The following is a 12,833-nucleotide window of genomic DNA, read 5'->3' as shown; positions in this document are numbered from 1 at the left end:
GCGCGGGCAAACCAGTGCTCCTTGATGGGGTGAGCGGCTGTACCAGGACGTTCGGGCGCCTCGACGGGCCCCGGAAAGGGAGGTTCGGGGTCGAGGGACGCCGGGGGCGGGCCGGGTGCGCTAGCGGGGCCAGCGGGCGACCTGCACGTTCTCCAGCACACCGACCGCGTCCGGCACGAGGATGGCGGCGGAGTAGTAGGTGCTGACGAGATAGGAGGTGATCGCCTTCTCGTCGAGGCCCATGAAGCGGACCGAGAGACCCGGCTCGTACTCGTCCGGCAGACCGGTCTGACGCAGACCGATGAGGCCCTGGTTGTCCGCGCCCGTACGCATGATGAAGATCGAGCTCGTCTTCTCCTGGCTGATCGGGATCTTGTCGCAGGGCAGGATCGGCACCCCGCGCCAGGCCTGGACCAGTTCGCCATGGAGCTCGACCTGGCTGGGGCGCAGCCCGCGCGCGTTCAGCTCGCGCCCGATCGCCGCGATGGCCTTGGGGTGGGCCAGATAGAACTTGGAGCCGCGGCGACGACAGAGCAGCTCGTCGAGGTCGTCCGGGGTCGGCGGGCCGGTGCGCGGCTGGATGCGCTGCTTGAAGTCGACGTTGTGGAGCAGGCCGAAGTCCCGGTTGTGGATCAGCTCGTACTCCTGGCGCTCACGCAACGCCTCGATGGTGAGCCGGAGTTGTTCCTTCGTCTGGTTCATCGGGCCGTTGTAGAGGTCGGCGACCCTGGTGTGGACCCGCAGGATGGTCTGTGCCACCGAGAGCTCGTACTCGCGCGGCTTGGACTCGTAGTCGACGAAGGCGCCGGGCAGTTCGTGCTCGCCGTGGTGGCCGGCGGACATCGCGATCTCCGCCTCGCCCTTGTGGTTCTGGCGCTGGCGGGGCAGCGAGGCGAACCGCTCGACGTGCTCCCGCAGGTTCGGCGCCGCCGCCATCGCGCTCGCGAAGTCGGCGCGGGACAGGGTCAGCAGGGTGCCCGAGGTCTCGGCGACGGCGGTGTGCTCCCACTGGGCGCCCTCGTCCAGGAGCGTGTGCTCCCCGAACCGGTCGCCGTCACCCAGCACGTCGAGGGCCAGCTCGTCGCCGTAACCGCCGACCGAGGTCTGGCTGATGCGGCCGTGGGCGATCAGGTGGAGACGGTCCGCGGGCGCGCCGCGCTCGACCAGCGTCTCGCCGACCGCGAAGTCCCGCTGGACGCAGCGGTCGGCGATGGCGGTGAGCACCTCCACGTCGTCGAAGCCCCGGAGCAGGGCCAGTTCACCCAGCTCGCGGGGGATCACCCGGACGTCGGCGCCGCTCTGGATGAAGTCCACACGACCGTCGCCGACGGTGTAGGTGAGCCGGCGGTTGACCCGGTAGACCCCGCCCGTGGCCTCCACCCAGGGGAGCATCCGCAGCAGCCAGCGGGAGCTGATCTCCTGCATCTGCGGGGCGGACTTGGTGGTGTGGGTGAGGTTACGAGCGGCCGCCGTGCCCAGACTGGATTGCCGTGGCGTCTCCAGTCGGGCGTCGGGGCTCGAGTCAACTGTCATCGGGCGAGCTCTCCTTGGTGGGGCGGTGACAGGCACGGGAACGTCACCGGGCAAGAGGAGGAAAGGGGGCATACGGCCGGGAATCGGTTCCGGGCCAGGAGGACAGTAACGGCCGATTCGCCCCCCGGACCAAGGGAAGCCGGGGACATTAGCTCGATACGATGACGACGCCTTCGCGATGTTTGCCCCGGTACCCACGGAATCCGGCCACGTTGGATGTCGTCCCTGGTGGGTGGCAGGCCGCGCGCCGGGGGAGCGGCGGCGCCCGCCGAGCCGTCGAAACACCAACGGGGAAAAGGGCGACGGCTCGGTCGGTTCCCTCGTGCCGCCTCGGCTCGGCCCGCCCGCACGGCGCTCGGTTTCACGCCACGGCATCGGAAGTGGGACACGGCTCGGCCACGCGTCCGCTCGGTTCGGGCAGGAGGCCGGACGAACAGTGTTCGACGGCGGATCGGATCGACCGGCCCGCCTCCCGGCAGCCGACAGCGCGCCGGGAGAGGAAGATCACGCGCGGTGCGACGGCCTTGGCCGGACCCCGGCCGCACGGTACCTTCAGTGCGATATCGACGACGCCACAACGGAAGCCGGTGGAAATCCGGCACGGTCGCGCCACTGTGAACGAGCCCGCCCAGGTGAGGGGGCTCGAAGTCAGACCCGTAGCCGTCGTCCTGTGCACCACCGAGTTGGGACGCGAACTCCCAGAGGAGGACCCTGTCATGGCGCAGCATGTCGCCCGGCCGACCGTCAACACCCCCGCCCTTCCCGCGAAGCTGCCCCTGAGCGCCATCGCTCCCTGGGCCGCCTTCTTCGGCATCCTGATGCTGGTCCTGCTGTACTTCGTCGGCGCAGAACAGGGCGCCACCTCCGTCGTCAACGGCACGGATGTGCACGAGTGGGTCCACGACGCCCGCCACCTGCTCGGCTTCCCCTGCCACTGACCGAGGGACGCCGAACGCCCATGAACTCCGCAACGGTCAGAAACCTCCTCGTGCGGGGCATGCTCGCCGGCCTCGCTGCCGGTCTGCTCGCCCTGGTCGTGGCCTACTTCCTCGGTGAGCCCGGCGTGGACAGCGCCATCGGCTTCGAAGAGGCGCACGCCCCGGCCCACGAGCACGAGGTCGAACTCGTCTCCCGTTCCCTTCAGTCCACCGCCGGACTCGCCACCGGCGTCCTGGTCTACGGCGTCGCCTTCGGCGGCATCGCGGCGCTCGCCTTCTGCTTCGCGCTCGGCCGCGTCGGCCGTTTCTCACCGCGCGCGACGGCCCTGCTCCTGGCGGGGGCGGCCTTGCTCGCGGCGTATGTCGTGCCGTTCCTGAAGTACCCCGCGAACCCGCCCTCGGTCGGCGAACCCGACACCATCGGCAGGCGGACCGCCCTGTACTTCCTGATGATGGTGCTCAGCGTGCTGCTCGCGGTCGCCGCGACCATCGCGGGCAAGCGCCTCGCGCCCCATCTGGGGAGCTGGTACGCCACGGTCGTGGCGGTCGCCGGCTTCGCCGTGGTGATCGGTCTGGCGTACGCGTTCCTGCCGGCCGTCAACGAGGTGCCCGGGGACTTCCCGGCCGCCCTGCTGTGGCGGTTCCGCCTCTCGGCCCTGGCCATCCAGGCCACCTTGTGGGGTGGACTCGGCCTGATCTTCGGGGAGTTGGCCGAGCGCCTGCTCAACCCCACACCCGCCACCGGACGAGCGGCCCCGGCCGCGAACTGAGTCCGCTGGGCAGGCGCGCCCAGCGGCGTACGGAGACGACGAGGCCCCCCGGGACGATCCGGGGGGCCTCGCCCCTCACACCGCGTGCGGCCTGCGCGCACCTCCCGCGAGAGCGGAGGCGGACCGCGAACACGTCCGCGCGGGGCCGGAAACATGGTGCCGCTTGCATCGAGAGAGCCACAGAGCATACTGGTCGGGCCCCGATCCCCCACAGAACGACTCCATGGCCAAAAACAGCACCTCCCCGACCACCGTCCCCGACACCGCGTGGCTGGGGCGCGGGCGCCACCTCGGGCCCGAGCCCGAGCGGGACGTCCGGCGCAACCTGATCGCCCTCAAGGCGGCCGGGGTGCTGGACGACTTCCTGGACCTCGACCCCGTCGAGGCCGCGCGCTCCACCGTCCTGCACCCGCGGGACGAGTCCGCCGACCCCGGCCCGTCGGCCCGCCGCCTCTTCGAGGCCCGCTGGCGCGTGGCCGACGACATCACGGTGCGCGCGCAGCTCACCACGTACGAACCCGAGGGCCGTCGCAAGGGCGAGGAGGGTGTCGCCTGGATCCTGGCCGCCGAGGCCGAGCGGGCGTGGGACGCGCACTGGCCGTCGCCCGCCACGATGTTCTGGCCCGACAGCGACCAGATCGCCTGGGACCACGATGCCGTGGGGAGCCTGCGGCTGCGGGCGACGAACCATCTGCCGAAGGACGACGACGAGCTGCGCCATCTGCTGCGCGACTGCGCCAGGCAGAGCTGGTTCATCCATGTGGTGGTGCACGAGGCGATGACACCGGACGCGCTGGGGCAGCGGCCCATCTCCGCGTTCCTGCCGCCGAGTCTGCGGCACCGGGTGGTCGAGCACCGGGGCACCCCCGAGCAGGCGCAGATCGCCGACTTCGCGATGAAGCGCGAACTGAGTGTGCGGATGCCGCGCGGCGGGGGCGTCGTGCTGCCCACGGCGCCCCCGAGCCCCTGGTACGACCCGGAGCGCTTCACCGTACGCACCGTCTTCCTCGACGGTACGGAGCCGACCGAACTCCTGGACAGGATCCGGGAGTTCGCGGCCCTGCCGCAGCCGTTGCCGGACGGCGCGGAGCAGGCCCTGGTCCGGCTGCGCGCGGGTTGGCACCTGCTCAACCCCGCTGAGGAACTGGTGCACGCGCAGGCCATGGTCGCCAAGTACGCCGAGGCGCTGGACGCCATGACGCACTCGCGCGATCTGTACCGCGAGGCCGCGGAGGCGGCCCATGCCGCACTCGCCGAGGCCTCCGGCGGGGAGGCCGCGCCGCTCCTGCCCGTCCCGCGCCCGGCCAAGCCGGACGCCTCGGCCCTCAGCACCCTCACGAAGGCGTTCGGCCGACTCCGGGGGCCGAACAAGTAGACCTCGCCCTACCCCGCAACTGCCGTACGCGCACAGGCGGTTGCGGGGGAGCGGGTCCCCTCGGCCGTGGCCTTCAGGCTGCGCAGCCATCCTTCGAGCCCGTCGCCGAGGAGCTTGGTCGCGGCGGGCACGTTCGCATCGACCTGGGGGCCGGTGTGGGTCTCCTCGGTCCGTACGAGAACGCCGCCCTCGACCTTGGTGAAGTCCCATACGTGGACGCCGTCGATGTGCAGCCCCTCCCCGGTCGCGGGGCCGGTCCAGCGGATGCACGCGTGGTGCTTGATTTGGCGCACGGTGGAGGTGATGGACAGGGTGGTGGCGGGAGTCGACGGGTCGGCCGGTACGGGCGTCGTCCACCGGAACGCCGAACCCGGCCGCATCGGCCCGTGGTAGAGGCGCTCCATGGTGGCGACGGGCGCCTGCCAGGACGGCCAGTTCCGCACATCCGTCTGTAGCTTCCAGATGACGCCGAGCGGCGCGTGGATCACCGTCTCGGTCCGGTAGCGGACGGCGGCGCCGGGATCGACGCCTTCGCCGCGGCAGGTGAGGGGCCTGGTGGGCCGGGGGGCTGCTCCGGCGGGTCCCGTTGTGGCGCCGAGGACGGCGAGGGCGAGCGGGACGGCGAACAGGGTGGCGCGAACGCTGCTGCGGTGGTGACCGTTCATGACGTGACCCCTTGCGTGTGAGTGCGCTGGTGAGAGCCCGGACGTACGAGTTCGACGAGGCGAGCCACTTCGGAAGCTCTATAGGGCTTGCGGTATAGGCCTTGCCGTTCGTTAGAAGTTCTAACACTCACGTGATGGGGCCGTCAATCACCTTGGTGATACCCTCTAACTCGATCTTGTGGGCAAGGGTTGTGCGGTCGAGGCGAGAGGTGGCTGGGCATGGCGGAGCCGGAGGCCGGGACACCGCGGGAGCGCTATCGCGCCCAGGTGCGGGCGGAGATCAAGCAGCACGCGTGGGAGCAGATCGGCACGGCCGGGGCCTCCGCGCTGTCGCTCAACGCGATCGCCAAACAGATGGGGCTCAGCGGCCCCGCGCTGTACCGCTACTTCGCCGGCCGGGACGAGCTGATCACCGCCCTCGTCCGGGAGGCCTACCGAAGTCTCGCCGACGCCCTGGGCGCTGTCGCCGAGCGCTCCGGCGCCGACCTCGCGGCCCTGGCGCGCGCGCTGCGCGGCTGGGCCCTGGAGGACCCCAACCGCTACTTCCTCGTCTACGGCACCCCCGTCCCGGGGTACCACGCGCCCGATGACACCGTCCTCATCAGCGACGAGATCATGAGGCTGATCCTCGACGCCTGTGCGGCCCTGCCCTCACTCGGTGACGCGGCACCGTTCGCCGCGCACCTCGAAGAACACCGGCAGTGGGGCGAGGGCCACCCCGCCCCGCCCGCCGCCCTTCACCGCGCCCTGACCGTCTGGACGCGATTGCACGGCGTGCTGTCCCTGGAAGCGGCGGGCCACTTCACCGGGATGGGCTTCGACCCCGAGCGCCTCTTCGAAGCCGAACTGGAGTCTCTGCTGGGCCCGTAGCCCAACCGGGCCGCAGCGCACGCCAGTTGCGGGCTCACGCCCGACGACCGCGTGTACTGGACCTGGCGCGTGCACCGGATCGATCGCGTGTACTGGACCTGGCGCGTGCAGCCGACCGATCGCGTGCGCCGTACCGCCCGGATGCGCTGGACCGATCGCAGGGGCGCACCGCACCCTGGTCGGGTGTCTGAGATCGCTTCCTCTCCGCGTACGTTGCCCCTGCCCTGGACCGCGCGGCCCGGCGCCCGCGCCTGGCGGTGCGGGCCGGCACCCGCCGAGGTACGGAACTTCCACGCCACCCTGCCGGGTTACGCATCCACCCCGCTGAGCGAACTGCCCGTACTGGCAAGGGAGTTGGGTGTCGGCCGTGTCTTCGTCAAGGACGAGTCGTGCCGGCTGGGACTGCCCGCGTTCAAGGCGCTGGGCGCGTCCTGGGCGGTCCACCGCGTTCTCGCCGAACGGGCCGCGAGCGGTGCGCGGCCGAGCCCGCTCACGCTGGTGACCGCCACGGACGGCAACCACGGTCGCGCGGTGGCCCATGTGGCCCGACTGCTGGGACAGCACGCCCACGTCTTCGTCCCCCGGGGCGTGCACCCCCGCGCGGTGGCCGCCATCGTCGCCGAGCGGGCGCGGGTCACGGAGGTGGCGGGACCCTACGACGAGGCCGTGCGTCTCGCCGCCGAGGCGGCCGCGAGCGCCGACGCGGTCCTGGTGCAGGACACCGCCTGGCCGGGTTATGAACGGATCCCGGGGTGGATCGTCGAGGGCTACTCCACCCTCTGTGCCGAAGTCGACGAGCAGTTGGCGGCCGAGCGGGTGGCCGGGGGCCCGGGGCTCGTCGTCGTACCGGTGGGGGTGGGGTCGCTGGCCCAGGCCGTGGTGACCCACTACCGCAGCGGTCCGGCGGGGCGCCGCGCCCCGGCGCTGCTTTCGGTGGAACCGCGCAGTGCGGCCTGCGTCCTGGAGAGCCTCCGGCGCGGAGCGCCCGTCAGCGTCGCCACCGGTCACACCAGCATGGCGGGACTCAACTGCGGCACCCCGTCCAGCATCGCCTGGCCCTATCTGCGCCACGGGCTCGACGCCGCGGTCGCCGTCCCCGACTCCGAGGCCGCGCGCGCGGCCGCGTCCCTCGCCGGGCTCGGCGTCTCCTCGGGTCCCTGCGGGGCCGCCGCTCTCGCAGGGCTGCGCGCGGCGCTCACCGGCACGGGCGCCGAGGAACGCCGTGCGGCCCTCGGCATCGACCCGTCCTCCGTCGTGGTGCTCCTCAGCACCGAGGGCGCGGCCGCGAACCCGCACTCCGCCGAGGGGGCCCGGGGCTGACGCGTGCGGGGCCACCGTCAGGGTCGTGCGGCGCCGACGCAGGCCGAAGGGCGTACGCGGAGAACCGACGCCCTAGGCTCACCCTGACATGGCTCCGCCCGCCACCCCTCCCGCGATCGCAGCCCACGATCCGATCCGATCCGACCCGACCCGACCCAGGAGCGCACCTCGTGTTCGACCCCGCACCCGAGCACCCCTACCCCGACAGCATCCAGTCCAACGAGGCACCCGCACCGCACGCGCTGCTCAGCCCCGTGCTCGGCCTGCTCGGCACCTGGTACGGCCGGGGAGAGGGCGGATATCCCACGCTCGAAGGGGACTTCGCGTACGCACAGGAAGTGACCTTCAGCCACGACGGGCGTCCCTTTCTGCGGTACGAGGCCCGCGCCTGGCTCCTCGACGCCGATGGCGCGCCCCTTCGCCCCTCGGCCCGGGAGAGCGGCTGGTGGCGACTCCAGGCCGACGGACGGGTGGAGGCCCTGATCACCCAGCCCACCGGTATCGCCGAGATCGCGGTCGGCGCCGCGACCGGGAGGACGGTGGAGCTCGCCACCCATGAGGTGGCCATCACCGAGACCGCCAAGAAGGTCGACGCCACCCGCCGCCAGTACACGTTGACCGACGACGACACGCTGACGTTCACCCACGATTTGGCTGCGGTCGGCCAACCCCTGCAACACCACCTATCGGCCCAACTGCGCCGCCGCGGCCAGGAGGTGACCGGGCCTTCCTAGCGGAGCATCAGTGGGCCCGGCCGGCGGGCGATGGCATCACGTGCGTCAGCGCCCGCCGTGCCGGGGTGCTCCCCGTGCGCCGTCCCCGCGCGCCCGCGCTCCCGGCGGACCACCCCGGCCGGCGCCGCGGCCGCCCCGCGGCACCAGGGCACCCACGGGTCGTCCACCACCCGGTGACCTGCGTGACAACCCCGTTCCGGTACTGCCCTCGCCCGCCGCGACCACCCCGCGGACACCCCCACCCGTCCTCCCCGTCCTCCCCGCTCAGGGGGTTTGGCTCTGGCCATGTTGGCTACCCGGTGTGATGAGGCCTCGACAGGCTCCCCATCGAAAGACGGACGAGAAGAGGACAGGTCTGACATGAACAATCGGCTGGGATTGGGGCTCGCGGTGGGCGCGGGCTATCTGCTGGGGCGTACGAAGAAGGCGAAACTCGCCTTCGGCATCGGCACGCTCGTCATGGGCAAACGCCTGCAACTGAGCCCTCGGGCGATCGCGGACTTCGCGGCGTCCCAACTGTCCGAGAACCCGCAGTTCAAGGAGATAGGCGACCAGCTCCGTGAGGATCTGCGCGGTGTGGGCAAGGCGGCGACGGGCGCACTCCTCAACCGGCAGATCGAAGGGCTGGCCGATCGGCTGCACGACCGCACCCTCGATGTGCAGGACCGTGTGGCGGGCGTGGTGCCCGGCGTGACCGGTTCGCACGAGGACGAGGAGCCGGAGGACGAGGCGGACGAGGAGGAGGAGCGCTCGGCCAAGGCGTCCTCCAAGTCCTCGTCGGACAGCAAGTCGTCGTCGGGCAGGTCCTCATCGGGCCGGAGCTCCGGCCGGAGCACGGGCAGCGGTACGAGTCGTAACTCCGGCGGCGCGTCGAAGGAGGACGAGGAGTCCGAGGACGAGAAGCCCCGCTCGACCCGCCGCTCCACCGCCAAGTCCGCCTCCGCCAAGGCCTCTCCGGCCAAGAAGGCGACCAAGTCCGTGCAGCGCACGGCCAAGCGGGCTCCGGCGAAGAAGACGGCGAGCCGTCGTGGTGGCCAGGGTGGTGACGACCGTGGCTGAGTCGAAGAACTCGCTCATGCAGAACCCCGCGGCCGACCGTCTGAAGCAGGAACTCCAGGGCTATCTGCTCGCTCAGGGTGAGCGACTCCTGACGGGCGTGGGCCACAAGCTCGGCGAGACCACCGTCAAGCTCAACGACATAGCCGAGGGGCGCAGCCCCGGCTTCGCCAAGCTGGCGCTGGAGGGCGGCCGCAAGGTCGCCGAGGGCAAGGGTCCGGTCCGCGCCGCCGTGGAGATGGGCGCCTCCCACCTCAAGGACAACGCCAAGGACATGCTCAAGGGGCTCGGCGGCAAGCGGAAGAAGGGCGGCGCGGGACGCAAGCCGACCGTCATCATGGAGTCCGTCGACGTGGGCGTCCCGGTGCGCGAGGCCTACGACCAGTGGACCCAGTTCCAGTCGTTCGCCACCTTCGCCAAGGGCGTCAAGAGCGCCACCGTCGCCGATGACACCACATCGGACTGGAAGGTGAAGGTCTTCTGGTCCAGCCGCAGTTGGAAGGCGCACACCACCGAGCAGATCCCCGACGCGCGCATCGCCTGGACCTCCGAGGGCGCCAAGGGAACCGCCAAGGGCGTCGTCACCTTCCACCCCCTCGGCGACAACATCACCCGCGTGCTCCTGGTCATGGAGTACTACCCCAAGGGCCTGTTCGAGAAGACCGGCAACATCTGGCGCGCCCAGGGCCGTCGCGCCCGGCTCGACCTGAAGAACTTCGCGCGCCACATCGCGCTGCGCGGCGAGGCCGAGGGGGGCTGGCGCGGCGAGATCAGGGACGGCGAGGTGGTCGTCAGTCACGAGGACGCGATCGCCGAGGAGGAAGAGGGGCGGGAGCCGGAGCAGTCCGGGCAGCAGGACGACCCGGACGAGGCCGAGGACCGGGACGACTTCGAGGACCGGGACGAGGCCCTGGACGACGACGAAGCCCTGGACGAGGACGAGGGCGAGCCCGAACAGGACCTGGAGCCGGAACAGGAAGTCGAGCAGGACGAGGAGTCCGAGCCCGCCGCCGAGCCCGAGGAGTACCAGGACGAGGCCGACGGCGAGTACGAGGACGAGTACGAGGACGAAGAGGAACCCGAGGGCGAGTACGAGGACGAGCCCGAGCGGGAGGGGGAGGTCGAGGAGGACCCGGAGGAGGCGTCGACCGCGCGCAAGCGCCGCGCCTACGCGGGCTCCCGGAGCGACGACCGCCGCTGAGCGGCCGCGAGCCGCCTCCTCACGGGCGGGGGGCCGGACCGTCCGCCGTCCCCCCGTCCGTGTGAAGCACAGGCACAGGCACACGTACAGGCACGCGTACCAGCTACGGCATACGTATCAGCAGACCTGACGAACCATCAACTCTCGTGCTGCTACAGGGACATGGTGAAGTGACCATAGACAAGAAGGACCGCAAGACGCGGCTGACCGTGCTGGTGGCGCTGGGGGCCAACCTGCTGATCGCCGCCGCGAAGGCCGTCGCGGGCGTGCTCGCCGGGTCGCCCGCGCTGCTCTCCGAGGCGGCACACTCGGTGGCCGACAGCATGAACGAGGTCTTCCTGCTGGCGGCGCTGCGGCGCAGCCGTCGCCCGGCCGACCAGCGGCATCCCTTCGGCTACGGCAAGGAGCGCTACTTCTGGTCCCTGCTCGCCGCCGTCGGCATCTTCGTCATGGGCGGCTGCTTCTCCTTCCTCCAGGGCATCGACGCGCTGCGCTCCGAGGAGCAGGAGTCCACCAGCGGTTACGTCATCGGCCTTTCCGTGCTGGGCGTGGCGCTGGTCGCCGAGGGTGGTTCGCTGCTGCGGGCCCTGCACCAGGTGCGCGGGCAGCGCGGCGGCATCGGCAGTGACCCGGCGCTGCGCACCGTCGTCGCCGAGGACGGCACCGCGGTCCTCGGTGTTCTGCTGGCGGCGGCGGGCATGGCGCTGCACATGGTTACGGGCGAGGCCGTCTGGGAGGCCTCGGCCTCACTCGCGATCGGACTGCTCCTCGTGTACGTGGCGTACCGGCTCGGCAAGGACGCCCGTGACCAGCTCATCGGCGAGGCCGTGGACCCCGAGCTGCGTGACGAGATCCGGGCGATGCTCGACGAGCAGCCCGAGATCGACCGGGTGGCGAGTCTGCTGACGATGCGGCTCGGCCTGGACTCGACGCTCATCGCGGCCCGGATCGACCTGAAGCCCGGGCTCGACAGCGAGGACGTCGAGCTGGTCTCCGAGCGGATCAAGGCGGCCGTCGTGGAGGCATGGCCGGAGGCGGACCAGGTGTTCCTCGACATCACGGACGCGCCGGTGAGCCCTGCCCACCACCCCGGCGCGCCGAGGTGAGGCACCCGGGCCCGATACCGTTCGTCACACCCCTGCGCGCCAACGCGACGATGCCCGGCCGCAGTTGACGGCCGGGCATCGCGGGCGAGGGGAGCGCCCGTGGGTGCCCGGCCCGCGTCCGCGCGGCGAACGGTTTCCCCGCCCCGGTCCCTACCCACCGCACCATCGGCCGGGTCGGTTCTTTCGGCCGATCGGCCGACCCGGGGCGTGTACGGGGTACTCCTGTGGTCACCTGTCCGCAGTCCACGGACGACGAGCTGAGGGGTTGAGCCGCATGACCGGCATGGAGGAGTTCATCGACCGTCTCGACTACCCGATGTACGTGGTGACGGCGGTGGCGGGACCGGAGCGGGCTGGATGCCTCGTCGGCTTCGCCTCGCAGTGCTCGATCGACCCGGTGCGCTTCATGGTGTGGCTCTCCACCGCCAACAGGACCTACCGGGTGGCCTGTTCGGCCGAATACCTCGCCGTGCACCTGCTGGACCGCACGCAGTACGACCTGGCCGAGCACTTCGGCGGACGCACGGGCGACGAGGTCGACAAGTTCGCCGGCGTCGCCTGGCACGAGGGTCCGGCCGGCACGGCCCTGCTGGACGCGGCCCGCGCGTGGTTCGTGGGGCGGGTGGTGGCGCGCGTGGAGGGCGGCGACCACGAGGGCTTTCTGCTCGACCCGGCGGACGCGACGGTGGAACCGTCGCCGTGGCAACCCTTCCGGCTGAGCGAGGGCCAGAGCATCGAAGCGGGCCACCCGGCCGAGGACGCCTGACGGCGACGGACACGGCCGGGCGTGCTCTCGGAGGGATACGCGGAGCCCGGGTGGATCAGGAGCGGGGGCCGCGCGGCTCGTCGGCCTGCTGCGCGCTCTTCTCCTTGTTCTTCTCCTTGATGCGGACCGATTCCTTGCGGACCTCGGCCTGAGTGGCGCGCTCCTTGCGCAGCCACTCGGGGTTGTCCTGCTTCAGGGCGTCGATCTGCTCGGTGGTGAGGGCCTCGGAGATTCCGCCCCGCGCGAGGCCCGCGATGGAGATCCCGAGCTTCGCGGCGACCACGGGCCGGGGGTGCGGGCCGGTGCGTCGCAGATCCTCCAGCCACTGGGGCGGGTCGGTCTGGAGGGCGTTCAGTTCGGAACGCGAGACGACACCCTCCTGGAACTCTGCGGGTGTGGCCTCGAGGTACACACCCAGCTTCTTCGCCGCGGTCGCGGGCTTCATCGTCTGGGTGGTCTGGTGCGACGTCATGGTGTCAAGAGTAGCCAGCGCGTGCGA

Annotated in this window: 13 protein-coding genes and 1 riboswitch; of the genes, 10 read left to right on the top strand and 3 right to left on the bottom strand. The window is 71.5% G+C overall.

Going from position 1 to position 12,833, the window contains the following annotated elements; genetic code table 11:
• Window positions 1–120 precede the first annotated feature (120 nt).
• Complete coding sequence (locus N4G70_RS26135; protein ID WP_261715161.1) at window positions 121–1,533, bottom strand: family 2B encapsulin nanocompartment shell protein; 1,413 nt, start codon at window positions 1,531–1,533, stop codon at window positions 121–123.
• Window positions 1,534–2,112: 579 nt separating this feature from the next.
• A riboswitch (cobalamin riboswitch) is annotated at window positions 2,113–2,187 on the top strand.
• Window positions 2,188–2,249: 62 nt separating this feature from the next.
• Between N4G70_RS26135 and N4G70_RS26130 the strand changes: the two genes are divergently transcribed.
• The 3 genes from N4G70_RS26130 (at window position 2,250) to N4G70_RS26120 (ending at window position 4,616) form a co-directional block, all read left to right on the top strand.
• Window positions 2,250–2,471 (top strand): CbtB-domain containing protein, encoded by a 222-nt coding sequence (locus N4G70_RS26130; RefSeq protein ID WP_261715160.1) that lies wholly within the window; start codon window positions 2,250–2,252, stop codon window positions 2,469–2,471.
• Between the two features lie 20 nt (window positions 2,472–2,491).
• Window positions 2,492–3,241, top strand: coding sequence for a CbtA family protein (locus N4G70_RS26125; protein WP_261715159.1), 750 nt, complete (start codon window positions 2,492–2,494; stop codon window positions 3,239–3,241).
• Between the two features lie 223 nt (window positions 3,242–3,464).
• The gene (locus N4G70_RS26120; protein WP_261715158.1) at window positions 3,465–4,616 is read left to right on the top strand and encodes a hypothetical protein; all 1,152 of its coding nucleotides are present in this window, start codon (window positions 3,465–3,467) and stop codon (window positions 4,614–4,616) included.
• Between the two features lie 8 nt (window positions 4,617–4,624).
• Here N4G70_RS26120 and N4G70_RS26115 read toward each other — a convergent pair whose 3' ends face one another.
• Entirely contained in the window at window positions 4,625–5,281 is a 657-nt protein-coding gene (locus N4G70_RS26115; protein WP_261715157.1) for an SRPBCC family protein, read from the bottom strand.
• A gap of 219 nt (window positions 5,282–5,500) precedes the next feature.
• Here N4G70_RS26115 and N4G70_RS26110 point away from each other — a divergent pair, with 219 nt between their 5' ends.
• The 7 genes from N4G70_RS26110 to N4G70_RS26080 all read left to right on the top strand — a co-directional run bounded on the left by N4G70_RS26110 (window position 5,501) and on the right by N4G70_RS26080 (window position 12,334).
• Window positions 5,501–6,151 carry a TetR/AcrR family transcriptional regulator gene (locus N4G70_RS26110; RefSeq protein ID WP_261715156.1) on the top strand — a complete coding sequence of 217 codons (651 nt, stop codon included), beginning with the start codon at window positions 5,501–5,503 and terminating at the stop codon, window positions 6,149–6,151.
• Window positions 6,152–6,292: 141 nt separating this feature from the next.
• Window positions 6,293–7,471, top strand: coding sequence for a diaminopropionate ammonia-lyase (locus tag N4G70_RS26105; RefSeq protein ID WP_399036938.1), 1,179 nt, complete (start codon window positions 6,293–6,295; stop codon window positions 7,469–7,471).
• A gap of 170 nt (window positions 7,472–7,641) precedes the next feature.
• On the top strand, window positions 7,642–8,205 hold the full coding sequence (locus N4G70_RS26100; protein WP_261715154.1) for an FABP family protein: 564 nt from the start codon (window positions 7,642–7,644) through the stop codon (window positions 8,203–8,205).
• A 360-nt stretch (window positions 8,206–8,565) separates the two neighbouring features.
• Window positions 8,566–9,264 (top strand): DNA primase, encoded by a 699-nt coding sequence (locus N4G70_RS26095; RefSeq protein WP_261715153.1) that lies wholly within the window; start codon window positions 8,566–8,568, stop codon window positions 9,262–9,264.
• Between the two features lie 16 nt (window positions 9,265–9,280).
• The gene (locus N4G70_RS26090) at window positions 9,281–10,462 is read left to right on the top strand and encodes an SRPBCC family protein (protein ID WP_261715250.1); all 1,182 of its coding nucleotides are present in this window, start codon (window positions 9,281–9,283) and stop codon (window positions 10,460–10,462) included.
• Between the two features lie 170 nt (window positions 10,463–10,632).
• Window positions 10,633–11,568 carry a cation diffusion facilitator family transporter gene (locus N4G70_RS26085; protein ID WP_261715152.1) on the top strand — a complete coding sequence of 312 codons (936 nt, stop codon included), beginning with the start codon at window positions 10,633–10,635 and terminating at the stop codon, window positions 11,566–11,568.
• 274 nt (window positions 11,569–11,842) lie between these two features.
• A complete protein-coding gene (locus N4G70_RS26080) occupies window positions 11,843–12,334 on the top strand; it encodes a flavin reductase family protein (RefSeq protein ID WP_261715151.1) in 492 nt (163 codons plus the stop codon).
• Between the two features lie 55 nt (window positions 12,335–12,389).
• Here the strand turns inward: N4G70_RS26080 and N4G70_RS26075 are convergent, their stop codons facing one another.
• Entirely contained in the window at window positions 12,390–12,806 is a 417-nt protein-coding gene (locus tag N4G70_RS26075) for a DUF5997 family protein (RefSeq protein WP_261715150.1), read from the bottom strand.
• Between the last annotated feature and the right edge of the window lie 27 nt (window positions 12,807–12,833).

This window comes from Streptomyces sp. ASQP_92 (assembly GCF_025399895.1).
Classification (GTDB): Bacteria; Actinomycetota; Actinomycetes; order Streptomycetales; family Streptomycetaceae; genus Streptomyces.
This window is presented reverse-complemented; position numbering and strand designations above follow the sequence as displayed.

What these genes read in the sequence shown, in the direction of transcription:
- N4G70_RS26135 (WP_261715161.1), bottom strand. Translation starts at nt 1,533, where the DNA reads ATGACAGTTGACTCGAGCCCCGACGCCCGACTGGAGACGCCACGGCAA.
- N4G70_RS26130 (WP_261715160.1), top strand. Translation starts at nt 2,250, where the DNA reads ATGGCGCAGCATGTCGCCCGGCCGACCGTCAACACCCCCGCCCTTCCC.
- N4G70_RS26125 (WP_261715159.1), top strand. Translation starts at nt 2,492, where the DNA reads ATGAACTCCGCAACGGTCAGAAACCTCCTCGTGCGGGGCATGCTCGCC.
- N4G70_RS26120 (WP_261715158.1), top strand. Translation starts at nt 3,465, where the DNA reads ATGGCCAAAAACAGCACCTCCCCGACCACCGTCCCCGACACCGCGTGG.
- N4G70_RS26115 (WP_261715157.1), bottom strand. Translation starts at nt 5,281, where the DNA reads ATGAACGGTCACCACCGCAGCAGCGTTCGCGCCACCCTGTTCGCCGTC.
- N4G70_RS26110 (WP_261715156.1), top strand. Translation starts at nt 5,501, where the DNA reads ATGGCGGAGCCGGAGGCCGGGACACCGCGGGAGCGCTATCGCGCCCAG.
- N4G70_RS26105 (WP_399036938.1), top strand. Translation starts at nt 6,293, where the DNA reads ATGCGCTGGACCGATCGCAGGGGCGCACCGCACCCTGGTCGGGTGTCT.
- N4G70_RS26095 (WP_261715153.1), top strand. Translation starts at nt 8,566, where the DNA reads ATGAACAATCGGCTGGGATTGGGGCTCGCGGTGGGCGCGGGCTATCTG.
- N4G70_RS26090 (WP_261715250.1), top strand. Translation starts at nt 9,281, where the DNA reads ATGCAGAACCCCGCGGCCGACCGTCTGAAGCAGGAACTCCAGGGCTAT.
- N4G70_RS26080 (WP_261715151.1), top strand. Translation starts at nt 11,843, where the DNA reads ATGACCGGCATGGAGGAGTTCATCGACCGTCTCGACTACCCGATGTAC.
- N4G70_RS26075 (WP_261715150.1), bottom strand. Translation starts at nt 12,806, where the DNA reads ATGACGTCGCACCAGACCACCCAGACGATGAAGCCCGCGACCGCGGCG.